This window comes from Streptomyces sp. NPDC057694, assembly GCF_042799415.1.
Classification (GTDB): Bacteria; Actinomycetota; Actinomycetes; order Streptomycetales; family Streptomycetaceae; genus Streptomyces.
This window is the reverse complement of the sequence record NZ_JBHVIX010000011.1, coordinates 229,811-253,502: the sequence shown is the minus strand read 5'-3', so window position 1 is coordinate 253,502 and position 23,692 is coordinate 229,811. Positions and strand designations below refer to the sequence as shown.

The 23,692-nt window shown below is 70.1% G+C and carries 23 protein-coding genes and 1 pseudogene; 10 read left to right on the top strand and 14 right to left on the bottom strand.

Annotated elements, in window-relative coordinates; genetic code table 11:
- Positions 1-38: 38 nt before the first annotated feature.
- Together ACFVDP_RS24360 and ACFVDP_RS24355 are read right to left on the bottom strand one after the other, a co-directional pair.
- A complete protein-coding gene (locus ACFVDP_RS24360) occupies positions 39-923 on the bottom strand; it encodes an ABC transporter permease (protein WP_383493193.1) in 885 nt (294 codons plus the stop codon).
- On the bottom strand, positions 913-1,728 hold the full coding sequence (locus ACFVDP_RS24355; protein WP_383493190.1) for an ABC transporter ATP-binding protein: 816 nt from the start codon (positions 1,726-1,728) through the stop codon (positions 913-915). Before ACFVDP_RS24355 ends, ACFVDP_RS24360 begins: the two co-directional genes overlap by 11 nt.
- Before the next feature lie 214 nt (positions 1,729-1,942).
- On the opposite strand from ACFVDP_RS24355, the gene ACFVDP_RS24350 reads away from it, so the two are divergent.
- The 3 genes from ACFVDP_RS24350 to ACFVDP_RS24340 all read left to right on the top strand — a co-directional run bounded on the left by ACFVDP_RS24350 (position 1,943) and on the right by ACFVDP_RS24340 (position 4,911).
- The gene (locus ACFVDP_RS24350) at positions 1,943-3,583 is read left to right on the top strand and encodes an ATP-binding protein (protein ID WP_383493188.1); all 1,641 of its coding nucleotides are present in this window, start codon (positions 1,943-1,945) and stop codon (positions 3,581-3,583) included.
- Entirely contained in the window at positions 3,580-4,287 is a 708-nt protein-coding gene (locus ACFVDP_RS24345; RefSeq protein WP_383493185.1) for a response regulator, read from the top strand. Before ACFVDP_RS24350 ends, ACFVDP_RS24345 begins: the two co-directional genes overlap by 4 nt.
- A 162-nt stretch (positions 4,288-4,449) precedes the next feature.
- Entirely contained in the window at positions 4,450-4,911 is a 462-nt protein-coding gene (locus ACFVDP_RS24340; RefSeq protein WP_383493182.1) for an SRPBCC family protein, read from the top strand.
- A 42-nt stretch (positions 4,912-4,953) separates the two neighbouring features.
- Here ACFVDP_RS24340 and ACFVDP_RS24335 read toward each other — a convergent pair whose 3' ends face one another.
- Positions 4,954-5,619 carry a TetR/AcrR family transcriptional regulator gene (locus ACFVDP_RS24335; protein WP_383493179.1) on the bottom strand — a complete coding sequence of 222 codons (666 nt, stop codon included), beginning with the start codon at positions 5,617-5,619 and terminating at the stop codon, positions 4,954-4,956.
- A 100-nt stretch (positions 5,620-5,719) separates the two neighbouring features.
- Here ACFVDP_RS24335 and ACFVDP_RS24330 point away from each other — a divergent pair, with 100 nt between their 5' ends.
- The gene (locus ACFVDP_RS24330) at positions 5,720-6,643 is read left to right on the top strand and encodes an SDR family NAD(P)-dependent oxidoreductase (RefSeq protein WP_383493177.1); all 924 of its coding nucleotides are present in this window, start codon (positions 5,720-5,722) and stop codon (positions 6,641-6,643) included.
- A gap of 697 nt (positions 6,644-7,340) precedes the next feature.
- On the opposite strand, the gene ACFVDP_RS24325 is transcribed toward ACFVDP_RS24330, so the two are convergent.
- Positions 7,341-7,934: a TetR/AcrR family transcriptional regulator gene (locus ACFVDP_RS24325; RefSeq protein ID WP_383493174.1), complete on the bottom strand. Its 594-nt coding sequence runs from the start codon at positions 7,932-7,934 to the stop codon at positions 7,341-7,343.
- 89 nt (positions 7,935-8,023) lie between these two features.
- Between ACFVDP_RS24325 and ACFVDP_RS24320 the strand changes: the two genes are divergently transcribed.
- Together ACFVDP_RS24320 and ACFVDP_RS24315 are read left to right on the top strand one after the other, a co-directional pair.
- Positions 8,024-9,163 carry an acyl-CoA dehydrogenase family protein gene (locus tag ACFVDP_RS24320; RefSeq protein WP_383493282.1) on the top strand — a complete coding sequence of 380 codons (1,140 nt, stop codon included), beginning with the start codon at positions 8,024-8,026 and terminating at the stop codon, positions 9,161-9,163.
- A gap of 35 nt (positions 9,164-9,198) precedes the next feature.
- Positions 9,199-9,960 carry an SDR family NAD(P)-dependent oxidoreductase gene (locus ACFVDP_RS24315; protein WP_383493279.1) on the top strand — a complete coding sequence of 254 codons (762 nt, stop codon included), beginning with the start codon at positions 9,199-9,201 and terminating at the stop codon, positions 9,958-9,960.
- Between the two features lie 303 nt (positions 9,961-10,263).
- Here ACFVDP_RS24315 and ACFVDP_RS24310 read toward each other — a convergent pair whose 3' ends face one another.
- The 9 genes and pseudogenes from ACFVDP_RS24310 to ACFVDP_RS24270 form a co-directional block, all read right to left on the bottom strand.
- Positions 10,264-11,970, bottom strand: coding sequence for an AMP-binding protein (locus tag ACFVDP_RS24310; RefSeq protein ID WP_383493172.1), 1,707 nt, complete (start codon positions 11,968-11,970; stop codon positions 10,264-10,266).
- Between the two features lie 169 nt (positions 11,971-12,139).
- Positions 12,140-13,021, bottom strand: coding sequence for a LuxR C-terminal-related transcriptional regulator (locus tag ACFVDP_RS24305; RefSeq protein ID WP_383493170.1), 882 nt, complete (start codon positions 13,019-13,021; stop codon positions 12,140-12,142).
- Between the two features lie 37 nt (positions 13,022-13,058).
- Positions 13,059-13,199, bottom strand: a pseudogene (locus ACFVDP_RS24300) (3-oxoacyl-ACP reductase); the annotation flags it as partial.
- A gap of 3 nt (positions 13,200-13,202) precedes the next feature.
- On the bottom strand, positions 13,203-14,174 hold the full coding sequence (locus tag ACFVDP_RS24295; protein ID WP_383493168.1) for a fumarylacetoacetate hydrolase family protein: 972 nt from the start codon (positions 14,172-14,174) through the stop codon (positions 13,203-13,205).
- Positions 14,175-14,264: 90 nt separating this feature from the next.
- The gene (locus ACFVDP_RS24290) at positions 14,265-15,203 is read right to left on the bottom strand and encodes a VOC family protein (protein ID WP_383493165.1); all 939 of its coding nucleotides are present in this window, start codon (positions 15,201-15,203) and stop codon (positions 14,265-14,267) included.
- On the bottom strand, positions 15,200-16,213 hold the full coding sequence (locus ACFVDP_RS24285) for an amidohydrolase family protein (RefSeq protein WP_383493160.1): 1,014 nt from the start codon (positions 16,211-16,213) through the stop codon (positions 15,200-15,202). Before ACFVDP_RS24285 ends, ACFVDP_RS24290 begins: the two co-directional genes overlap by 4 nt.
- On the bottom strand, positions 16,210-17,340 hold the full coding sequence (locus tag ACFVDP_RS24280; RefSeq protein WP_383493157.1) for an FAD-dependent oxidoreductase: 1,131 nt from the start codon (positions 17,338-17,340) through the stop codon (positions 16,210-16,212). The genes ACFVDP_RS24285 and ACFVDP_RS24280 overlap by 4 nt, the downstream gene beginning before the upstream one ends.
- Positions 17,341-17,406: 66 nt before the next feature.
- On the bottom strand, positions 17,407-18,369 hold the full coding sequence (locus ACFVDP_RS24275) for a cyclase family protein (RefSeq protein WP_383493154.1): 963 nt from the start codon (positions 18,367-18,369) through the stop codon (positions 17,407-17,409).
- Positions 18,366-19,367: a fumarylacetoacetate hydrolase family protein gene (locus ACFVDP_RS24270; RefSeq protein WP_383493151.1), complete on the bottom strand. Its 1,002-nt coding sequence runs from the start codon at positions 19,365-19,367 to the stop codon at positions 18,366-18,368. The genes ACFVDP_RS24275 and ACFVDP_RS24270 overlap by 4 nt, the downstream gene beginning before the upstream one ends.
- A gap of 127 nt (positions 19,368-19,494) precedes the next feature.
- On the opposite strand from ACFVDP_RS24270, the gene ACFVDP_RS24265 reads away from it, so the two are divergent.
- The 4 genes from ACFVDP_RS24265 (at position 19,495) to ACFVDP_RS24250 (ending at position 22,733) form a co-directional block, all read left to right on the top strand.
- Positions 19,495-20,406, top strand: a complete 912-nt coding sequence (locus tag ACFVDP_RS24265) for a LysR family transcriptional regulator (RefSeq protein ID WP_383493148.1) — start codon at positions 19,495-19,497, stop codon at positions 20,404-20,406.
- 265 nt (positions 20,407-20,671) lie between these two features.
- A complete protein-coding gene (dhaK, locus tag ACFVDP_RS24260) occupies positions 20,672-21,664 on the top strand; it encodes a dihydroxyacetone kinase subunit DhaK (RefSeq protein WP_383493145.1) in 993 nt (330 codons plus the stop codon).
- A gap of 47 nt (positions 21,665-21,711) precedes the next feature.
- Positions 21,712-22,323: a dihydroxyacetone kinase subunit DhaL gene (gene dhaL, locus ACFVDP_RS24255; RefSeq protein WP_383493142.1), complete on the top strand. Its 612-nt coding sequence runs from the start codon at positions 21,712-21,714 to the stop codon at positions 22,321-22,323.
- Complete coding sequence (locus ACFVDP_RS24250) at positions 22,320-22,733, top strand: PTS-dependent dihydroxyacetone kinase phosphotransferase subunit DhaM (protein ID WP_383493139.1); 414 nt, start codon at positions 22,320-22,322, stop codon at positions 22,731-22,733. The genes dhaL and ACFVDP_RS24250 overlap by 4 nt, the downstream gene beginning before the upstream one ends.
- Positions 22,734-22,796: 63 nt before the next feature.
- On the opposite strand, the gene ACFVDP_RS24245 is transcribed toward ACFVDP_RS24250, so the two are convergent.
- Positions 22,797-23,543, bottom strand: coding sequence for a glycoside hydrolase family 75 protein (locus ACFVDP_RS24245; RefSeq protein WP_383493276.1), 747 nt, complete (start codon positions 23,541-23,543; stop codon positions 22,797-22,799).
- Positions 23,544-23,692: the final 149 nt, after the last annotated feature.

The following is a 23,692-nucleotide window of genomic DNA, read 5'->3' as shown; positions in this document are numbered from 1 at the left end:
CGGCTCCTAGAGGCGGGGCGTGAGGCGGTGGAGGAGGGTCAGCGGGCTTCGTCGGCGGGGGGCTTCCAGCGGAAGAGCTTCTTCTCCAGGAAGGTCAGGAGGCCCTCGGCGAGCAGGGCGACGACGGCGAGGATGACCATGGCCGCGTAGACGCCCGCGGAGTTGAAGGTGCCCTGGGAGGCGGAGACGAGCAGGCCGATGCCCTTGGTCGCGCCGATGTACTCGCCGACGATGGCGCCGATGAGGGCGAAGCCGAAACTGACGTGGAGGCTGGTGAAGATCCACGAGGTGGCGGCGGGGATGACGACCTGGAAGGTGACCTGGCGGTCGCGGGCGCCGAGGATGCGGGCGTTGTCGATGAGGTGGCGGTCCACTTCGCGGGCGCCCTGGAACGCGTTGAAGAAGACGGGGAAGAAGACGAGGACGACCGCGGACGCCACCTTCGACGCCGGACCGAGCCCGAACCAGATGAGGAAGATCGGAGCGAGGACGATCCGGGGCAGCGCGTTGAGGACCTTGATGTAGGGCCCCATCACATCGGCGAGGAAACGGACACGGCCGAACGCGATGCCCAGGACGACGCCGCCGATGACGCCGATCACCCAGCCGAGCAGGGCCTCGTAGAGCGTGTACCAGATCTGTTCGAGCAGGGAGCCCTGCGGTGTGCCGTGCAGGGCCCACTGCTGGATCTGGTCCCAGATCTTCGTCGGCATCGAGAAGTTGAAGGGGTCGATGATCCCGGCGCGGGAGAACCATTCCCAGACGCCGAGGACGAACACGAGGACGGCGGCGCGGGCGAGCAGCACCAGGCCGCGGCGCCTGCGCGCGGCGCGGGCGCGTTCCTCGGTCCGGGCGGACTTGGTGAGCGCGGCGGGGGCGGCGGCCGGGGCGGTGGCGGGGCCGGCGGAGGTGTCAGGCGACATTCTGGGCGCCCCTTTCGCGGGTGATGCGGACCTCTTCGCCGAGCGACGACCAGATCTCGCGGTAGATCTCGACGAACCGGGGCTCCAGGCGGACGGACTCGACGCGGCGGGGCCGCGGGAGGTCGATCGTGAAGACCTCCTTGACCGTGGCCGGGCCCGCGGTCATGACGACGACCTTGTCGGCGAGGGCGATCGACTCCTCCAGGTCGTGGGTGACGAACACGACGGAGGACCCCGTGCCGGCCCACAGCTCCATCAGCTCGTCGGACATGAGGGCACGGGTCTGCACGTCGAGCGCGGAGAACGGCTCGTCCATGAGCAGGATCGAGGGGTCGTTGACGAAGGTGGACGCGAGCGCGACGCGCTTGCGCTGGCCCCCGGAGAGCTGGTGGGGGTAGCGGTCCTCGAAGGCGGTCAGGCCGACGCGGGCCAGCCACTCCCGGGCCCTGTCCCTGGCCTCCGCCTTGGGGACGCCGCGGAAGCGGGGGCCTGCCATGACGTTGGACAGGACGGTGCGCCACGGGAAGGTGGCGTCCTGCTGGAAGACGAAGCCGATCTTCTTGTCGATGCCGCGCACCGGCGTGCCGGACAGCAGGACCTCGCCCTCCGTCGGCTCCTCGAGGCCGCTGACGAGGGTGAGCGTCGTGGACTTGCCGCAGCCCGTGGGGCCGACGACGGCGACGAACTCGCCCTGCTGGACGGTCAGGTCGAGATCATGGACAGCGGTGTGGGAGGCACCGGACGGCGTACGGAAAGCCTTGCGGACACCGCGCAGTTCGATGGCCGGGCTCGATGGGCTTGTCATGCCGCGGAACGTTAGGAAGAGCCGCGCGACCTGGGAAGTTTTGGCCCGCAACCGCTGATTGTTCCCGTAAACGGGATTCTGCTCATTGTGCCGACGGCAGGAGGGCTCCTTGCTGTCCAGGCACTTCCCTGGGTGAAACACCTGCGGTTACGGTGCGTTCACCCCGGTCGAAACGTCTGATCGCCCGGAAGAGTTCCCGAAAGCAGGTGTCACCGTGGCCCGCTTGCGCATCGGCTGGCCCCGACAGGTGTTCGCCCAGGTCCTGATCGTCCAGCTGCTGATCACCACCGGAGTGCTGCTGCTCCTCACGGGGCTGTTCCTGCAGCCGCTGCGCACGCAACTGGACGACCAGGCCGAGCACCAGGCCCTGGCCATCGCGCAGACCACGGCCGCCGATCCGGACATCGTCGCGGGGCTGTTGACGACAGGGCCGGATCCGAGGGGGCCGGTGCAGAGGCAGGCGGAGCGGACGCGTGCGGCCACCGGCGCGCTGTACGTCGTCGTCATGGATCCGCACGGGATCCGCTGGTCCCACACGGACGTACGGCAAGTGGGCCACCGGGTGTCGACCGATCCCTCCACTCCCCTGCACGGGCACGTCATCCTGGAGATCGACCGCGGCACCCTCGGTACGTCGGCGCGGGCGAAGGTCCCGCTGCGCGACGCCGCCGGGGACGTGATCGGCGCGGTCTCGGTGGGCATCGCCTACTCCGGCGTGCAGGAGCGCCTGCTGGCCGCCCTCCCCGGACTCCTGCGCTACGCGGGAGCGGCGCTCGCGGTGGGCGCCGGCGCCGCGTTCCTGGTGGCCCGTACCCTGCGCAAACGCACCCACGGCGTGTCGCTCGCCGACATCTCGGCGCTGCTGTCGGAGCGGGAAGCCATGCTGCACGCCGTGCGCGAGGGAGTCATCGCGCTCGACGAGCACGAACGGGTGCGGCTGGTGAACGACGAGGCCGCACGGCTGCTCTCGCTCAAGGAAGAGGCGGAGGGCCGCGACCTCAAGGAGCTCCTCCCGCCCGGCCGTTCCCGCGATGTCATCACCGGGCAGGTCACCGGCCGCGATCTGCTGACCGTGCGCGAGAACCGCGTACTGATCGCCAACCGGATGCCGACTCCCGACGGCGGTTCGGTGGTCACCCTGCGGGACCGCACCGAGGTCGAACTGCTGGGCCGTGAGCTCGACTCCATCAAAGGGCTCCTCGACGCGCTGCGCGCCCAGGACCACGGGCACGCCAACCGTCTGCACACCGTGCTCGGCTTCCTCGATCTGGACATGGTCGAGCGGGCCCGCGGTTACGTCGCCGAACTCACCCACGCCCGGCGCGCGTCGGCCCAGGAGATCGGTGAACGGATCCGCATGCCCATGGTCTCGGCGCTGCTGGTCGGGAAGGCGGCGATCGCCGCCGAGCGGGGTGTGGCCCTGCGGCTGTCCGATCGCACCCATCTGCCCAGCGGGCTCATCGACGCCCGGGACGTCGTGACCGTGCTGGGCAACCTGATCGACAACGCGTTGGACGTCGTCGCCGACGCCCCGACCCAGCATCCCGCCGTGGAGGTCGAGGTGTTCGTGGAGAGCGACACCGTCGTGGTCCGGGTCAGTGACAACGGTCCCGGCGTGCCCGTGGAACTGCGCGACACCATCTTCGAAGAAGGCTGGAGCACCAAGGAGCCTCCGGCGCACCGTGGCCGCGGACTCGGTCTGGCCATGGTCCGCAGCCTCGCCGAACGCTACGGCGGGGCCGCCCGCATCGCCGCCCGGGCCGGCGGTGGCGCCGTGTTCACCGTCACCTTCCCCGACCTCGTCGCACGTCCCTCGTCCCCCGCACAGCCGGTTCTGGCAGGAGAAACCTCGTGATTGACGTCCTGGTGGTCGACGACGACTTCCACGTCGCTGAGATCAACGCCGCCTATGTACAGAAGGTGGCCGGTTTCCGCGTCGTGGGCACGGCCCACACCGCTCTGCACGCCCTGCAGATCCTGGAGAACCGGCACGTGGATCTGTTGCTGCTCGACCACTATCTGCCCGATCGGACCGGCCTCGACGTCGTACGCGGGCTGCGGCAGCGCGGCGTGCGCAGCGACGTCATCATGGTCACCGCCGCTCAGGACGTCGACGTCGTCGAGGCCGCGCTGCGCTACGGCGTGCTGCACTATCTCGTCAAACCGTTCACGTTCGACGGCCTGCGCACCCGCCTCGACAGCTACGCCGAACTGCGGCGCACTCTGCAAGCCGCCAGTGGAGGCACGAACGCGGGGCAGCAGCAGATCGACCGCATCTTCGGGGCGGTACGGACACCGTCGGCCGCGCCGACGCCTCCGTCCAAAGGCTGGTCGGGGCCCACCGTGGATCTCATCTGTCACGTCATCGCGCAGGCTCAGACTCCGCTGTCGGCTCAGGAAGTTGCCTCCCGGGCGGGCATCAGCCGGTCGACGGCGCAGCGCTACCTGCGCCACCTCCAGGACAGCGGCTCACTCCAGCTGTCCTTGCGCTACGGCGACGCAGGCCGCCCCGAACACCGGTACGCGGGCACCGGTCCGGCCCGACCGACCGACCTCTGAGCGCGGTGTCCGCCTGTCTGCTCCGCCGGTGAACCGGGTGATCGGGCTTCCTGCCTCATGGAGCTTCGCTCACCACATCACGGACCCAGCCGGCGAGCAGCCACAGCGCCGCTCGCTCCGGGGAGTCGTCGCCCTTCGTGGTGAAGAAGTAGCGTTCGCACCATGACGGCAGAGCGATTTGATGTGACCCGGCAGATTGCCGCGTCCCCCTCGACGATCTTCGACGTACTGCGGTCCCCTCAGGGGCACGTCGGCATCGACAGTTCGGGGATGCTGCAATCCGCAGAAGGCGAACCTGTCAGCGAGGCGGGGGACGAGTTCATCGTCCACATGGACCGGGAGGCGCTCGGCGACTTCCCCATGGGCCGGTACGACGTGACCGTGATCATCACGCGCTACGAACGCGACGCGCTCCTGGAATGGACGATCTCCGGCACCGTCCAGCCGCCCATCCGTCACCTCTACGGCTACCGCCTCGAACCCAATGAGGCAGGCACGCTCGTCACGTCCTATTACGACTGGAGCCAGATCGAGGACAAGTACCGGGAGGCGGGCATCTTCCCCGTCATCCCGGAGGCCGGCCTGCGAGCCACGCTCGGAATCCTGGCGCGCACAGTCGAATAAGGGATCCCCTCGACCGACAGGACGCGATCGTGCCGCAGCCGTTCAGGCGCGCGGCAGCACGCCCAGGAGCGTCGAGGTGAAGGAGACCCGCAGCGCGTCACGCAGTTCCAGGTGGAGCACGCCGAGGGCGGGCTCCTCCGCGTAGGCGGCAAGGAGACTGGGCGGCGGCGGGACGTACGCCGACAGGGCGCCCGCCGAGACGAGGCTCATCAGGCAGAACATCTGCGTGCCGTCGCCGAGTTCGGGCACGTGGCGGCGTACGAGCTCGACCATGTCCGCGAGCCGCGTGAGCGAAGAACGCTTGTGCCGCTTGACGACCTCGACCGAGACGTTGTGCTCGAGGACGCCCCCTTGCGCGCCGAAGAGGTCGCACAGCACCACCCGGTCCGCCAGCGATCGGCTGAGGATCTCGGCCAGTTGGGCCGCCCGCACGTCCGGTGCCGCATGCGCCTCGATGCCTGCGGCCAGGTCGTCCGCCAGCTCGGCGAGCCAGTCCTCCAGGAAGACGTCCAGCAGTTCGAGCAGCACGGCCTCGCGCGACTCGAAGTACCTCAGGACGTTCGACTTGGCCAGGCCCACCCGCCGGCTGAGCTCGTTGAGGCTCACGTCGGCCACGGGCATCTCGTCGAGCATCGCCGCCGCCGTGTCCAGGATCGCCCGGCGGCGGATCTCCCGCTGCTCCTCGCTTCGCGCCCGCTGAAATGTCACGGCCTCAGCCTAGCTTAAAGACCGCCGGTCCCTTGACAGGAGACCGGCGGTCTTTTACGTTTACCCCCATAAGAGACCGACGGTTCTTTAGGAGTACGTCATGAGTGGCGACTGGACTGAGCAGCACATCCCCGATCAGCACGGCCGGGTGGCGATCGTGACCGGAGCCAACACGGGGCTGGGCTTCGAGACCGCGCGGATGCTCGCCGCGCACGGCGCGAAGGTGGTCCTGGCGGTCCGTGACGTCGAGAAGGGCGCGCAGGCCGCCGCCCGCATCACCGGCGACGTCAGCGTCCAGGCCCTCGACCTGGCCTCCCTGGACTCGGTCCGGTCCGCGGCGGCCGACCTGCGCGCGGCCCACCCGCGCATCGACCTTCTGATCAACAACGCGGGCGTGATGTACACCCCGCGGCAGACCACCGCCGACGGCTTCGAGCTGCAGTTCGGCACCAATCACCTCGGCCACTTCGCCCTGACGGGCCTGCTGCTCGACCGGCTCCTGCCCGTCCCCGGCTCCCGCGTCGTGACGGTCAGCAGCACCGGTCACCGCATCCGGGCCGCCATCCACTTCGACGACCTGCAGTGGGAGCGCTCGTACAGCCGCTCCGGCGCCTACGGCCAGGCCAAACTCGCCAACCTGATGTTCACGTACGAACTGCAGCGCCGGCTCGCACCGCACGGCACCACGGTCGCGGTGGCCGCCCACCCCGGCCTGTCCAACACCGAACTCGCCCGCAACACCCCCGCCGCACTTCGCGTGCCCCTCACCTGGCTCGCGCCGCTGCTCACCCAGAAAGCCGAGATGGGCGCCCTGCCCACCCTGCGCGCCGCCACCGATCCGGCCGTCACCGGCGGTCAGTACTACGGCCCCGGCAACCGAAGGGAGCTCCGCGGCTACCCGAAGCCGGTCGCCTCCAGCCCCGACTCCCACGACCAGGCCGTCCAGCAGCGCCTGTGGACCGTCTCCGAGGAGCTCACCGGGGTGACGTTCGCGGCGCCGGCCACACAGCGGAGGGAATCCTGAGACCCGTCCGGCGTGCCGATCAGTCCCGACGCGCACGTCGCAGCGGGGTGCTCGACAGCGACCATTGCCCCCACCCGTACTCTGTCCGCTATCGCGACGGAACGGGTCGCCAACGCGAAGAGGCGGATACCCGACGCAGGACGATGCGCTGGAGCGACTCGCGAAGCGCCGAGGCACCGCCGTGCACTGTCTCCTACGGCGTGAAGCCCGGCCGGCAACACCCCGTGATGCTTGCCGGCCGCACCGTCCGGTTCGGTTCAGGAGTCCCCGTCGGTCCCTACGGCGGGATCCGCAATAGAACGACGCCGCTCGCGCGCTCCGCCGATGCGCACCACTTCGCCGGCCATCAACGTCGCCAGGGCCAAGACGCGCACCCAGGAGGGAGCACCGTCCCGCGAAGCCCACCACACGCACAGACAACCGCCGATGACAGCGAGAAGAACGAGAAACAGGAAGAGGACAAGCATGGGGGGTTCCTGACGGGTCGGTGCTCGTGCGGCCTGTGTTCGTCTGCCGCCACAGCTATATCAGACCGCCACGAACAGCCTCTCGACTGAGGCCGGGCCACTGGCCCATCCCCGTCCCGTGGAAGGTCAAAGCAACCATCCCGACCATGCCGAGGGTCGGCACCAGACGCTCATCTGGGGTCACCAGCAGGGCGCTGACCATCAACTGCTCGACGCGGGAACGCCGCCCGTCACGCGGAACGGCTCAACCCGGCAGTGACCAGCGCAGCCAGTTCGGCGTAGGCCTCACCGTCCGACAAGCCGGTCTTCGACCTGACTTCTCGTCGCTGGATGCGGACCATCTCGGCTGCGACCAGGTCGGCGACGAATCCGGCGTGCGCATCGCGGAACGCGCCGTGCGCCACCCCCAGCTCGATCAGCTCACCGATCCGTCGTGCGGCGGCGGCTGTATTGCGCTCGTACACCTCGGCAGCGGGGGCGAACGACGCCACGTCATCGAGGAAGCGCGGCGACGCGGCGGCGAGTTCCGCCGCGACAGTGTCGAGGTAGGCGGTGATCCGGGCGGCCGGCGACAGACCTTCCGCCGCCGCTGCCTGTTCGACCCGCTCGGTCGCGGCACGAAAGAAGCGCACCACCGCCGCGCTGACCAGCTGCTCCTTGCTGCCCGCCATCGTGTAGAGCGTCCGCTTGGAGCACCGCAGATGAGCCGCGATGTCGTCCAAGGTCAGATGCGCGAAGCCATCGGACAGGAGCAGCTGCACGACTCCGTTCTCCAGCTCGGCGCGCCGGGCTGCTCCGCGGCGGACAGGGGTGGTGGCAGTCACCTGTCGATCCTCTCATGGACGATCAGGACCGCTATTGGTACTCTCAGGGACACTTCAGTACCGTTACTGGTACCGCCGAGGAGACACCTGTGATCACCGATCGACTCCTTCCCACCCAAGAGGCCGAGGACCTGATCGCTCTGACGCGCCAGCTCGCCGACAAGGAACTCGCGCCCCTCGTCGACCGTCACGAGCGCGAGGAGACCTATCCGGAAGGCTTGTTCGCCACCTTGGGTCAGGCCGGCCTGCTCGGGCTTCCCTACCCTGAGGAGTTCGGTGGAGGCGGACAGCCCTACGAGGTCTACCTGCAGGTACTCGAGGAACTGGCGGCTCGCTGGGCAGCCGTCGCAGTCGCGACGAGCGTCCACAGCCTCGCCTGCTACCCCCTGGCCACCTTCGGCACCGACGAACAGCGGCAGCGGTGGCTGCCCGGCATGCTCGCCGGCGAGGCGGTGGGCGGCTACAGCCTCTCCGAACCCCAGGCGGGCTCCGATGCCGCGGCTCTGACGTGTCGCGCGCGCCCGGAAGGTGACGCCTACCGAATCACCGGCACCAAGGCGTGGATCACCCACGGCGGCCGAGCCGACTTCTACGCGTTGTTCGCTCGCACCAGTGAGGGCAGCCACGGTATCTCCTGCCTGCTGGCTCCTGGCCGGACCGACGGCCTGTCGTTCGGAAAGCCCGAGGAGAAGATGGGACTGCACGCCATTCCCACCACCACGGCCCATTGGGACGGTGCGCTGATCGAGCAGGACCGCCTGATCGGCAAGGAGGGCCAGGGCCTGGAGATCGCCTTCAGCGCGCTCGACTCGGGCAGGCTCGGCATCGCCGCCTGCGCGACCGGGCTGGCCCAGGCCGCACTGGACGTGGCAGTCGAGTACGCCAATGAGCGCACCACCTTCGGCAGGAAGATCATCGATCACCAGGGGCTCGGCTTCCTCATCGCCGACATGGCAGCCGCCGTCGACTCCGCCCGCGCCACCTACCTGGACGCTGCCCGACGCCGCGACCTCGGTCGCCCGTACACCCGTCAGGCGAGCGTCGCCAAACTCATCGCGACCGACGCCGCCATGAAGGTCACCACCGACGCCGTCCAGGTGCTCGGCGGCTATGGGTACACCCGCGATTTCGCGGTCGAGCGCTACATGCGCGAGGCAAAGATCATGCAGGTCTTCGAGGGAACGAACCAGATCCAGCGCCTCGTCATCGGCCGCAGCTTCGCCCGCTGAACTCCGCGGAACCCGCCCAACACCGGAGAAGGATGATGGATCTCAACGCAACGGCTGTTCTGGTCACCGGCGCCGCATCGGGGCTCGGCGCAGCCACCGCAGCTCACCTCGCCGCCCGCGGGGCCACCGTCTACGGCCTCGACCTGAAGAAGGCGATCGATTCTGCCGAGCCGTCTCCCGACGGGGTCACGCTGATCCCCGCCGACGTCACCGACGAGGAATCCGTGCGCGCGGCGGTCGCCACGGCCGCGGCGGGCCTCCAGCCATTGCGGATGGCGGTGAACTGCGCCGGCATCGCCCCTGCGGCGCGCATCCTGTCCCGCTCGGGACCACATGATCTCGGCCTGTTCGACACCGTGCTCAAGGTGAATCTCCTGGGCAGCTTCAACGTGATGCGCCTCGCCGCCGAGGAGATCGCCCGGACCGAGCCGGACGCCCACGGGCAGCGTGGCGTGGTGGTCAACACCGCGTCCATCGCCGCGTTCGAAGGCCAGGTCGGGCAGATCGCTTATGCCGCGTCCAAGGCCGGTGTGGCAGGCATGACCATCGCTGCCGCCCGTGACCTGGCCCAGTACGGCATTCGCGTGGTCACTATCGCGCCCGGCATCGTGGATACGCCGATGATGGCCGGCTTCAGCGACGAGATCCGTGCGAGCCTCGCCGAGTCGGTCACCTTCCCGCACCGGCTGGCAGACCCCGCGGAGTTTGCGCGGCTTGTCGGTGTCGTCGCCGAGCACGACTATCTCAACGGGGAGACGATCCGCATGGACGGCGCCCTGCGCATGGCCCCTCGCTGACCGAGCGCCGCCACGACGATTCGCTGCCGACAGCTCCCTTGTGAACATGGGCACGTGACGGAGACCGCTCTCCGGATCGAACGTCGTCGAACTCGCCGGCACAGGACCAGGGCCCCACGCGGCGCTGGTCCTCGCCGATCTCGGCGCGACCGTGGGACGCGTGGTCCGCCCGGACCGGTGTCGACACCGGTCCGGGCGCTCGGCTCCCAGGACGTGCGGCCCGCACCGGCGCCATCGGCGGGCGCCTCGCACCGGCGCCTGCCGATGGCGGCATCACTCGTCCGCGTGTCGTGCGAACCGGGCTCAGGCCTTGAGTTCCGGGAACTGGTCGTCGCGCCACTCCCCCGCCGGAGCGGATCCTTGCTCCGCCGTCAACTCGGTCTCCCTGCCGCGCAGTTCCACCCGTCGGATCTTCCCGGAAATGGTCTTCGGCAACTCGTAGAACTCGATGCGCCGGACCCGCTGGTACGGGTTCAGGTGCTCGCGGGCGTGCCGGAGGATGGACAGCGCCGTCTCCCTCGTCGGCTCGTGCCCGGGGGCGAGCGCGATGTAGGCCTTGGGCACGGCGAGGCGTACGGGGTCGGGAGCGGGGACGACCGCGGCCTCGGCGACTGCCGGGTGCTCGATGAGCACCGACTCCAGCTCGAAGGGGCTGATCTTGTAGTCACTGGCCTTGAAGACGTCGTCGTCGCGGCCGGTGTAGAAGATGTAGCCGTCCTCGTCGACTCTGGCCACGTCCCCGGTGTGGTAGAAACCGTCGGCCATCGCCTCGGCGGTACGGGCCGGATCGCCCCGGTAGCCCTTCATCAGCGACAGCGGCCGACGCGCGAGGTCCAGACAGATCTCGCCCTCGCCCGGCCCCTGCACCGGCCTTCCGGTCGCCTGGTCGACGAGGACCACGGGCACACCGGGCAGCGGTCGGCCCATGGAGCCGTCCTTCACCGGCACGCCGGGGACGTTGGCGACCTGTGCGGTGGTCTCGGTCTGGCCGAACCCGTCCCGGATGGTCAGCCCCCACGCCTTGCGGACCCGCTCGATGACCTCGGGGTTGAGCGGTTCGCCCGCGCCGATGGCCTCCCGAAGGCCGCTGGGGCGTTCACCGAGGTCGGCGTTGATCAGCATGCGCCACACGGTGGGCGGCGCGCAGAAGGTGTTCACCTGACGGTCGCGCAACTGGGCCAGGAGGGCAGCGGCGTCGAAGCGGCCGTAGTTGTAGATGAAGATGGTCGCTTCGGCGATCCAGGGCGAGAAGAAGCACGACCAGGCGTGCTTGGCCCAGCCCGGCGACGAGATGTTCAGGTGGACGTCGCCGGGGCGCACCCCGAGGAAGTACATCGTCGGCAGGTGACCGACGGGGTAGGAGACCTGGGTGTGCTCCACCAGCTTGGGGCGGGACGTCGTCCCGGAGGTGAAGTAGAGGAGCAGCGGGTCCTCGGGCGCCGTGCCGGGGTGGTCGACCGGCTTCCAGTCCAGGCCGGCCGCGTCCCGCAGGTCCGCCCATCCCTCTGCGGCCCCGACGCTGATGCGGGCGTAGTCCCCGGGCACGCCGTCGAAGCGGCCGGTGTCGGCGGCGTTGCAGATCACGTGGCGGGCGTTGCCGCGGCTGATGCGGTCGGCGAGGTCGGAGGCGTTGACCGCGGTCGTCGTCGGCAGCAGTACCGCGCCCAGTTTCATCACCGCGAGCATCGACTCCCACAGCTCGACCTGGTTGCCGAGCATGAGGACGACCGGGTCGCCCTTGCGCACGCCTCGATCCGCCAGCCACGCGGCGAGCCGGTCGGAGGCACGGGACATCTGGGCGAACGTGCGCTCGACGGAAGCGCCGTCCTCCTCCACGATCACCAGCGCCGGACGGTCGTTGTCGCGGGCGATGGCGTCGAACCAGTCGACCGACCAGTTGAACCGCTCGCCCAGTTCCGGCCAGCGGAACTCGGACACCGCCTGGTCGTACCGGCCGTGCAGCGCCAGCAACTGGTCGCGGCTCGCGCGGTAGGCCTCGGTCGCGTTCATCGCGCCTCCTTCTCAGGCGGGCCGTGCGGCCCGCGTACGGACCGCCTGCTCGGGTGGCACCACGCGGGCTGCTGACCTCCGCCGACGTCCTCGTCGTCAGGGTCAGCATCGGCAATGAAGATCGGCGCCGCCACCCCCAAAAGTGGGTATTCGTGCGCGGCACGACGGCTCAGAGGTTGCCGGAGAGACGGGCCGCATGGACCGCAGCCGTACGGTTGCGCACCCCCAGCTTCCGCATGGCGCTCCTGAGATACGCCTTGACGGTCTGGACACTCAGCCCGAGTTCGGCGGCGATCTCCACATTGCTCGCGCCCACGGCCGCGTGGCGCAGCACGTCGACCTCGCGGGAGGTGAGGCGGACGGCCACGGAGACCTCCCGGGCGTCGCCCGCCCCCGAGAACCCGCCGCCGAGTTCGCGGTGGATCCGCAGCAGGCGGGAGCGCAGGCCGGAGTCCTCGGTGTGCTCGATGATGTCCGCGAGCTCGTCGAGCGCCGACAGCGTGGGGCGGTCGTCCCGCCGAGTGGGCAGCAGCAGTTCCAGATCCTGCTGGAACCGCTCGGCCACGACGGCCGCCGCGCCCATCGCCCGGTCCCCGATGGGCGCGCCGTCCCGCACGGCCCCGTAGAACACCGCGTGCACGGTTCCGTGCACCGTGACCGGGACGGCGAACACAGACGTGATCCGCTCTTCGCGGACGACGATGTCGTCGTACTCGTGCGTGATGCCGTCTGCGTCGGCGTAACCGTTGACCCGCCGAGCGGCGCCGTGCCGCAGCACCTCACCACCAAGACCGCGGCCCGACGGCACGGTCAATCCACGGAGCCCGGTCCCGAGCGTGCCCAACAGCCGACTGATGTCCAGCCGCCGCCCCTGTACGGAGTGCCGGATACTTCCGCCGAAGACCACCGGCAGGCCGCTGGCCCTCCGCAGGTTCGCCAGCCGCTCGGGAAGCAGGCCGTCGATCGTCGCCGCGACGCCGGTGTCCACGACGCTCCTTTCTCGGCCGAGCGCCTCGGTGTCACTGCACCGACGGTCGCGCTCGTCTCGCATCGACCCCATGGTGCACCGTCGTCGGCATCTACAGGTAGATCAGCGGCACGCCCGGCGGCATCAGCGGGGCCAGGTGCTGCATGCCGAGGTGAGGGCCCGTGACGTTCACCGCGTGGACGCGGTGGAAGTCGTCCGGACGCGCGTCTCCGAAGCGGGCGCACCAGGTGATGCCGGCATTCAATCACGGTCGCTCCCTGCTGCGTCGGCGTCCCTCGGGAACGTCGACTGCGTCGGGGCCGGGCACGACGGTGTTGGTGAGAGTGCCGATGCCCTCGACGGTGAGGGTGACGGTGTCTCCGGGCTTCAGCGACGGCGGGGTCTGTTCACCGCGCAGCCCCCACAGTTCGGCGAGACAGCCGCCGTTGCCGCAGGTACCGGAGCCGAGGACGTCGCCGGGAACGACGCGGGTGCCGCGGGAGGCGTAGGCGGCCATCTCCTCGAAGGTCCAGCTCATGTTGGACAGCAGGTCCTTGCCGACCGTCTGTCCGTTGACCTCGGCGGTCAGGGCGAGGCGCAGAAAGCCGTCCGGGTCGCGGTACGGCTCCAGCTCGTCGGCGGTGACCAGGTACGGGCCGAGTGTGGTGGCGGTGTCCTTGCCCTTGCAGGGGCCCAGGCCGACCTTCATCTCGGCGGACTGCAGGTCGCGGGCCGACCAGTCGTTGAAGACGGTGTAGCCGAGGATGTGGTCGCGGGCCTGTTCGGGGGTGAGGTCACGTCCCTCACGGCCGATGACGGTGGCGACTTCGAGCTCGTAGTCGAGGACGGCGGAGCCCGGTGGCATCGGGATGTCGTCGTGCGGTCCGTACACGGCATGGGGGTTGGTGAAGTAGAAGGTGGGTGCCGCGTACCACTGCTCGGGCACGCCGCTCGCCCCGTCGACGGACCGGCGCACTCCCTCGACGTGCTCCTCGAAGGTGACGAAGTCCCGGATGGAGGCGGGTCGGAGCGGCGGCAGCAGGCGCACCTCGCTGACGTGCGGGCCGGGCGGTGCGTCGAGAGCGGCGGCGCCGGCGTCGAGCAGCGCCGCCGGACCGTCCGCGGAGGCGACCAGTTCGGTGAGTGAGCGTGCCCCAGGGACCGGGTACAGGGTGCCGTCCTGCCCGACCACAGCCACGCGGGACTGTTGCTGAAAGACGTACGAGGCGAAACGCATGCGGTTCTTCTCCAGGCGGGCGAACGGCCGGGGGCGCGGTAGGTGCGTCAGGGCATGGACAGGACCGCCGCGCCCCCGGAGTGCGGGATGTCAGACAGGCGGGGCGACGAACACGCCACGGTCGGGGTCGTTGAACGACTCCTTGGCGACGAGCTCGTTCATGGCGTTCGCCGTGCCCCACTGGTCGGTGACCTCGGGCTGGGAGAAGTCGTAGACGTGCGGGTGCCAGGTGTCCTCGTCGAGGAGCTCGAGTTCCGTCGTGTACTCGACGGTGTTGCCGTGGGGGTCGAGGAAGTACGTGAAGGTGTTGTCGCCGGCCAGATGACGTCCCGGGCCCCAGACCTTCTTGAACCCGGCCCGCATCACGCGGCCCGAGCCGCGCATGTACTCGTCGAGGCCGCGCATCTCGAAGGACACGTGGTGCAGGGACGTGTGCGGGCCCTGCGCGATGGCCATGGAGTGGTGCTGATTGCTGATCCGCATGAAGTGCATGACCTCACCCATGTGCGGGGAGCCCAGCGTGTCGGAGAGGGCGAAGCCGAGGTGGCGTTCGTACCAGTCCCGAGTGCGGTTCAGATCGGGCGAGTTGAGGACGACGTGCGAGAGCTTGACCGGGATGGCCTCTTTCTCCTCTATCTTGCGGTGCTGCCGTACCTCGACGTCGGTGGAGACCTCGATGGTGCGTCCGTCGACGTCGAAGAAGCGGAAGCCGTAACCGCCGCCGGGCGTGTCGACCTTGCCCGGCTGTGAGATCAACTGCACTCCCCCGCACAGCAGTTGGTCCGCGAGCGTGTCGACGTCCGCTCGTGACGCCGCGCCGTAGGAGACGAGGTCGAGGCGCTTCTCCTCGGCCTTGCGCAGCCGTACGACGTACTGCTCGGGCGAACCCTCGGCGGCCAGGAAGGAGATACCGGAGTCCTCGGTGACCTTGGTCAGGCCCCAGACTCCGGCATAGAAGTCGAGCTGCTTGTCGTAGTCGGGCACGGCCAGGTCGACGTGGCGCAGGTGGGTGAGCAGGCGTGGGCTCATGGGGTTCCTCCTCGGGTGGGGTTGAGCAGCGTGGAGGCGTTGCCGCCGCGGACGGCGTGCACGGCTGCCTCGGGCAGTTGCGCGGCACGCAGCGCGCCGAGCGGGTCGTCCGCGCCCATGTCGAAGGGATAGTCGGAGCCGAGCAGGACCCGGTCGGCTCCGACGACGCGGACCAACTCCCGCAGCACGTGCGGATCGTGGACCAGGGAGTCGAAGTACAAACGCTTGAGGTAGCTGCTGGGCAGGTGGGCGCAGCCGGCGCCGGCGTCGGACCGTGCTGTCCAGGCGTGGTCGGCGCGGCCGATGTGCGTGGGGAGATAGCCGCCGCCGTGCGCGGCGATCAGCTTCAGGCCGGGATGGCGGTCCAGGACGCCGGAGAAGATCAGATGGGAAAGTGCCACGGCGTTCTCGGTGGGCTGGCCGACCGAGTTGGACAGGTACCACTGGTCGAGGCGTTCGTCGAGGGTGCAGCCGAAGGGGTGCAGGAAGAGGACGGCCCCGGTCTTCTCGGCCCGCGCCCAGAACGGCTCGTAGGCCGGGTCCGACAACTCGCGTGCGGGCGCATGACTGGAGATCTCCACACCCAACAGGCCGCTCTCCACGGCGCGTTCGAGAGCTCGGGTCGCCATCTCCGGATGTTGCAGGGGCGCCAGGCCGAGGCCGAGAAGCCGGTCCGGCGCCACGGCGCAGTGCGCGGCGGTCGCCTCGTGGGCCAGGCGGTACACCTTCTCGGCCGTCTCTTCATCGGCCCAGTAGTGGTAGTGCGAGGGAGACGGACTGACCAGCTGGATGTCCACGCCTTGCGCGTCCATCGCGGCCAGGCGCACGGCCGGGTCGGTGAGTCCGGCAATGCGCTCACCGATCATGGGCCCGTTGACGGCGAGCGCGGCCGGGCCGTTGCGGCGGATGTCCAGCGCCTTCGCCTCGTCGAGACCGGGCCGCCCGGCGACGAGTGCTTCTATCTCGGGGATGAGGATGTGCGCGTGGACGTCGACGGTGGGGGTGGTCACGGGCTCTCCTGGAGCATGGTCATGGTGCGGCCCATCAGCCCGGGGACGTCGGCGTCACGAACGCCGTCGAGCTGCCACTGGCCGATCTGCACGGAGGCCTCCACCACCGGGCGTACGCGGGTGATGCGCCGCTCGTAGTACGCCTGGAGCAGCGCGTCGTCCCAGGTGTCCGCTCCGGTCAGCAGTTCGGCCAGGACCAGGGCGTCTTCGAGGGACTGGGCGGCACCCTGGGCCAGGGTGGGCGGGCAGCAGTGCGCGGCGTCACCGATGAGGACCACGCGGCCGCGGTGCCAGGAGCCCTCCACCAACAGGCGGTCGAACCAGGTGTAGTTGACCTTCGCCGAGTCGGTGATGTGCTCCGTGATCTCTGGCCAGAAGCCGCCGTATCCGGCGGCCAGGGCGCGCATCTCGTCGGCGTACGCGGCGGGCGGTATCGCGGCCCGGTCACGGTTGGCCTCCACCACGTAGGCGTACAGGGTGGTCTCGCTGGTGGGGCAGTAACCCGCGATGTAGGCCGGGCCGCCGTAGGCGAGATCCGTGCGGGTCACCCCGGCCGGGCGCGGGGCCGCGATGCGCCAGATGGCCATGCCGGTGGGCTCGGGCTTGTCGGTGATGCCGATCGCGGCCCGGGTGGCGGAGCCCATGCCGTCGGCGCCGACGACCAGGTCGTACCGGCCTTCGGTGCCGTCGCTGAAGCGCACCGTCACACCGTCGCCGTCCTGGTGGAAGGCCTCCGGACGGATGCCCAGGCGGACGGTGGCGCCGCTCGCGCGGACGGCGTCGATGAGGATCTGCTGGAGGCGGGGGCGCTGCATGCCGACGGTGGCGGGCAGGCCGTCGCCGCCGGTGCGGATGTCGTCCTGTACGTGGAGCACGGTGCCGTCGGGGGCGGTGATGCCGACCGAGCCGAAGCCGTAACCGGACTCCTGCACCTGGTCCCACACGCCCAGCTCGCGCAGGACCCGCAGTGCGTTGCCCTGAAGGGTGATGCCCGAGCCGGCGGTGGCGTTCCAGTCGTCCCTGGTCTCGACGAGGTCGACGGTGATACCAGCCCGGCGCAGCAGGATCGTGACGGCGTTGCCGCTGGCTCCGCCGCCGACCACCAGGACTGTGCGGGGATCGTTCATGAGGAACTCCTTTGTTCCACTGGCAGGTTGCTTGACCTGCCTGCTTGAACCGGCAGTTTTTACTGCCTACTTGACCGCGATCGGATTCACGGGTGAGCCGACGGCTCCGGTGATGGGCAGCGGGGCGGCGGTGAGCCAGAACTCGTACACGCCGTCGCGCGCACAGTCGTCGGCGAGCGCGTCCGGATCCCACATCTCGCCGATGAGCAGGCCCATGTTGGGGATGACGACCTGGTGCAGCGGCTGGAAGGCGTGCTCGAACTCGTTGGGGCGGACCTCGAAGCCCCAGGTGTCGGTGGCGATCGCGGCGATCTCGGTGCGGTGCAGCCAGCCGGCCGTGGTGAACGACAGCCCTGGTGCGGGGCCGCCCGCGTAGTCGCCCCAGCCCTGGCGCCGGACCCGGGTGAGCTGTCCCGTGCGTACGACGACGATGTCGCCACTGCCGACGCACACGCCGTGGGCCTCGGCAGTGGCAGTCAGATGCTCCTCGGTGACGGCGAAGGAGTCCGGGAGTTCGCCGTCCTCGCCGATGACCCGGCCGACGTCCAACAGGACGCCGCGGCCCGCCACATGGGGTGCCATGTGCTCGATGCCGGTGACGAGGTCACCGTCGGAGGTGACGGTGGCGGAGGCGTCCCGGCCGTTCCATGCCTTGCCGTGGTCGAAGATGTGGCCGAGGCCGTCCCACTGGGTGGAGCACTGCAACGGCATGGCGATGACGTCGTCGGCGCCGCCGAGGCCGTGCGGGAAGCCCTGGTTGCCGAGCGCCGCGTCGGTGCCGGTGTCCAGCATGGTGTGCACCGGGTTCGTGCGGCGGCGCCAGCCCTTCTGCGGGCCGTCCATGTCGAAGCGCTGCGAGAGCGAGAAGCTGACACCGCGTCGCACCAGGGCCGCGCCCTCGCGGCGCTTGGCCTCGTCGAGGAGGTTCAGGGTGCCGAGCCGGTCGTCCTCGCCCCAGCGCCCCCAGTTGGAGTACGCCCTCGCGGCCTCGGCGATCGCCCCTTCGGGATCATGACGGTCCAGGGTCACGACACCGCCTCCGTCACACAGCGGGTGCGCTGCGCGCCGAGCCCGGTGATGGCCCCCTCCATCACGTCGCCGTCGCGCAGCAGCCGCCCCCAGTGCATGCCGTTGCCGGCCGGGCTGCCGGTCAACATCAGATCACCGGGCAGGAGTTGGGCGGACTGGGAGGCGTAGGAGACCATGCGTGCCACGTTGAAGATCATGTCCTTGGTGGACTCGTCCTGCATGGTGTCGCCGTTCAGCTTCAGCGTGAGCCGCAGGTCGTCGGGGTTCGCGATCGACTCGGCGGGCACGATCCAGGGGCCCAGCGGCGTGAAGCCGGGGGCGTTCTTGCTGCGCAGCCAGTCCGTGCCGATCTGCGGCATGTCCCGGCGGAAGACCGTGGCACGGTCGGTGAGGTCGTTGGCGATCGTGTATCCGGCGACATGCTCCAGCGCGTCGTCGACGGAGATCCGGTGCGCGGGCCGCCCGATGACGGCGGCCAGCTCCAGCTCCCAGTCGGGCTGCTCCGCCCAGGCAGGCAGGACTACATCGTCGTACGGTCCCGTGATCGCACTCGGCAGGCCGATGAACACGTAGGGGAGGTCCTCGGCCGCCCGCCGGTCCATGAGGTCCGCGGCCTCGGCGCGACGCTCCTCCTCGGGGCGGTCGTCCCCCGGAGCACGATGGGCGACATGCAGATCGATCACATGCCGGCGGTAGTTTGCCCCCGAGTGGAACACCTGCCGCGGCTCGACCGGCGCGTGCACGCTGAACGAGGACAACGGCTGGGGTGCGAGTCCTGGATCGGCGGCAAGTTCGCGGAGCCGCGGAAGCACGTCCGCCCAGCGCTCAAGCAGATCACGCATCGTCAGGCCGCTTACGCCGAGCGCCTGTTGCAGATCGACGACCTGCTCGTCGGCCCTGACCAGGGCGGGGAAAGGCGCCCCTCCCGAGGCGGAGAGAGTGCCGAGCGCGAACGGTCCCGCGAACGACGCGGAAGCGGCTTCAGGTTTCACGAACATGTCCTCCTGATTGCGGTGTGACTAATCTGGACCCGCCACACCTGATCAGGGAAATTGATTCTGTGGATACTGGCCATCGGTCGGCCAGATAGTCACAGCTCAGAAGCTCACAGCAAGGGAAGCGCGCGTGAATCTGGCCCGCCTCGACCTCAACCTCGTCGTCGCCCTGCGCGCACTGCTGGAGGAGCGCAACGTCACCCGCGCCGGGCAGCGCGTCGGCCTCAGCCAGCCGGCGATGAGCGCGGCACTGGCCCGGCTCCGCCGCCATTTCGACGACGATCTGCTGTCCCGATCCGCCGGCCAGTACGAGCTGACCGCGCTGGGACAGGTCCTGCTGGACCGTACCGCCACGACGTGCGACCTGCTCGAACGCCTCTTCAGCAGCCAGGCCGACTTCGACCCCGCCACCGAGACCCGCGAGTTCACCCTCATGGCATCCGACTACGCGGTCGCCGTGTTCGGCACGGAACTGGCGCGCATCGTGCACGAGGAGGCCCCGGGCATCCGGCTCCGTTTCGTCCAGACGCAGCCCGCGGCGGTCGAGGACACGGCCACGGTGCTCAGCGGGATCGACGGCCTCCTGATGCCGCACGGCGTGATCAGCGACTTCCCCGCCACCGACCTGTACGACGACCGCTGGGTCTACCTGGTGGCGGACGATCACCCGGAAATCCACGACCGCCTCACCCGGGACGACCTCGCCCGCCTGCCCTGGGTCACCTACCAGCGCACCTACGACGCGCCGGCGGTACGGCAACTCGGCATGCTCGGCATCGAGCCGCACGTCGAAGTCTCCGTCGACAGCTTCCAGCTGCTGCCCCTCATGGTCGCCGGGACGCGCCGGGTCGCGCTCGCGCAGGAGCGGCTGGCCCAGCGGTTCGCGCGCTCCGCGGCCGTCCGCGTCCTCCCTCCTCCGTACGAGGCCGTCCCGTTGCGCGAAGCACTGTGGTGGCACCCCGTCCACAGCCACGACGCCGCGCACATCTGGCTGCGGCAGACGTCGGTTCGGGTCGGCCAGATGCTGGCCACCCAGCCATGACGTCCGTCTACGTCGCAGGAGGTGCTTGACACCGGCCACCCATCGATACTGACGTGGGACCGTACACGACCGATCGCACCACCCGACGGCCCGTCACCAAAGTCAGCATTGGGTCAGCATCAGTACCGCCCAATTCCGCCACAGACCGCCAACGACCGCGACGATCCGAAACCAGTCCCAAACCAGTCCCAAACCAGTCCCAACCAGTCCGACCAGGCAAGACGCAGGTCAGAGCACCAACTGCCCACGTCACTCGGAGGTACCGATGAGAATGTTGATCAATGTGGCCGAGACCGTCGTCGCGGACGCCCTGCGCGGGATGGCCGCGGCGCACCCCGAGCTGGTCGTCGACGTCGAGAACCGGGTGATCCTGCGTCGGGACGCGCCGGTTGCCGGGCAGGTGGCGTTGGTGTCGGGCGGGGGGTCGGGGCACGAGCCGCTGCATGGTGGGTTCGTCGGGCCCGGGATGCTGGCGGCCGCCTGTCCGGGAGAGGTGTTCACCTCACCGGTGCCGGATCAGATGGTGCGGGCGGCGGCCGCCGTGGACAGCGGCGCGGGCGTGCTGTTCATCGTGAAGAACTACACCGGTGACGTGCTCAACTTCGACATGGCCGCGGAACTCGCCGAGGACGAGGGCATCCAGATCGCCAAGGTCCTTGTGAACGACGACGTCGCCGTGACCGACAGCCTGTACACCGCCGGACGGCGCGGCACCGGGGCCACCCTGTTCGTGGAGAAGATCGCCGGGGCCGCCGCCGAGGAGGGGCAGCCGCTGGAACGGGTGGAGGCCGTGGCGCGACAGGTCAACGAGCGTTCGCGGAGTTTCGGGGTGGCGCTGAGCGCGTGCAGTACGCCCGCGAAGGGCGCGCCCACCTTCGACCTTCCCTCCGGTGAGCTGGAGTTGGGGATCGGCATCCACGGCGAGCCGGGACGCGAGCGGCGCCCCATGATGACCTCCGGGGAGATCGCGGACTTCGCCGTGAACGCCGTGCTGGAGGACCTGAACCCGAGCAGCCCGGTCCTGGCGCTCGTCAACGGCCTGGGGGCCACCCCGCTGCTCGAGCTGTACGGGTTCAACGCCGAGGTGCAGCGGGTGCTCGGTGAGCGCGGGGTGCCGGTCGCCCGCACCCTCGTCGGCAACTACGTCACCTCGCTCGACATGGCCGGTGCCTCCGTCACCCTCTGCGAGGTGGACGAGGAGCTGCTGCGGCTGTGGGACGCGCCGGTCAGCACGGCGGGGCTGCGCTGGGGCAGGTGACCGCGGGACCTGAGTTCGTCAACGTACCTATCAGGCAAGGAGATCACGTGCTCGACGCCGACTTCTTCCGGCGCTGGATGGCCGCGATCGCGGTGGCCGTGGACCACGAAGCGGCCCGGCTCACCGAACTCGACTCGGCGATCGGTGACGCCGACCACGGCAGCAATCTGCAGCGCGGTTTCGCCTCCGTCGCGCAGATCCTGGAGCAGGAATCGCCCGACACCCCCGGGGGCGTCCTCACCCTCGCGGGAAAGCAGCTGATCTCGAAGGTGGGCGGTGCGTCAGGGCCGCTGTACGGGACGCTGCTGCGCCGCACCGGCAAGGCGCTCGGTGACGGAGCCGAGGTGAGCGAGGCCGAGTTCGCGGCGGCGCTGCGGGCCGGGGTCGACGCGGTGGCGGCGCTCGGCGGAGCCGCGCCGGGCGACAAGACCATGCTCGACGCGCTGATCCCGGCCGTGGACGCCCTGGACGGCGGGGACTTCGCCGCGGCCCGGACGGCGGCCGAGCACGGGGCCGAGGCGACGACACCCTTGCAGGCCCGCAAGGGGCGGGCCAGCTATCTGGGCCCGCGCAGCATCGGGCATCAGGATCCCGGTGCCACGTCGTCGGCGCTGCTGATCGGCGCGCTCGCCGAGACCGCCGAGGGGAGCACCACGTGAGCGCCCCGGAGAAGGCGGTCGGCATCGTGCTCGTCTCGCACAGCCGGGAGGTCGCCGAGTCGGTGGCGCGGCTCGCGGCCGGACTCGCCGGGGGCGGCGCCCTCGCACCGGTGGCCGCTGCGGGCGGCACGGAGGACGGCGGGCTCGGCACCAGTTCCGAGCTGATCTCGGCCGCCGCGACGAAGGTGGACCGGGGCGCGGGTGTCGCCGTCCTGGTGGACCTCGGCAGCGCGGTGCTCACCGTGAAGTCGCTGCTCGCCGAAGGGGACGAACTCCCGGACGGCACACGGCTGGTGGACGCCCCGTTCGTGGAGGGAGCGGTCGCCGCCGTCGTCTCCGCTTCGGCCGGGGCCGGTCTGGACGCGGTGGTGGCCGCCGCCTCGGAGGCGTACACGTACCGCAAGGCTTGATCGAGGGGAAATCGAGGGGAAGGGGAGCGCACCACGGTTCGAGGGGCGCTCCCCCGCTCCCGTTCAGTGCGTCGTCACGAACTTCCTCGCCGCCGTCTCCCCCGCCTTCACCGCCGCGCGGTGACTCTCGATGGGGCGGGCGGTCGTGCCGGGGAAGAGGATGTACGTGACGTCGTCGGCGGTGCCGCCGCGCACCGGGTCGGGATCGATGCCGAGAGCGCGGGCGGCCGCGTAGGAGGCCTCGCCGATGAGGTCGGCCGGGCCGGTGTCGCCGACGACCGCGTACAGGACCTTGTCGCGATGGACGAGCGCGGCGACCGTGCCGCCCCGGATGCCGGAGCGTGCGGGTTTCCAGATGCGGCTGGCGCCGGGGACGACCACGTAGGGCAGCCGCTCCGCGCTCAACTGCCTTCCGTCGGACTGCTGGTGGGCCGTCGCGTTCAGGAAGAGCGGGTCGGTACGGCGGTTGCAGTGCCGGCCCGGGCGGCCGTCGCAGTCGACGTCGAGATCGGCCTTCCAGTACACGGCGCCGCGCCGGCCGCACACGGGGATGTCCGCGCGGGCCCCGTCGTCGCTGCGGTAGCGGCCGTGCGAGATCTGCCGGCAGCCGCGCACCGCGGCGAGCAGGGCGGCGGCGCCGACTCCGCCCTCCCGTACGGACGGCGGGGCCGCGGCCGGTTCCTGAGGGGTGTTCGGCTCGGCGGACGCCGGGGGCAGCGACGCCGGGGCGAGGAGAGCGGCGCCGCACACGGCGGCGAGGGCCACGGATCGAGGGTGCACGCAGAAGCCTTCGGTCGGGAACAGGGACATCGTGGTCGGCCGGGACGAGCGGGACGACCGGGGGGACATACCCGTCCAATGTGGGGCGGGCCTACCGAGACGTCCACCGCACGAGGGCCGGACGGGCACGCGCCCCTCTTGATGGGGACCCGCCACCCGTGCCATACAGGTCTGTACCA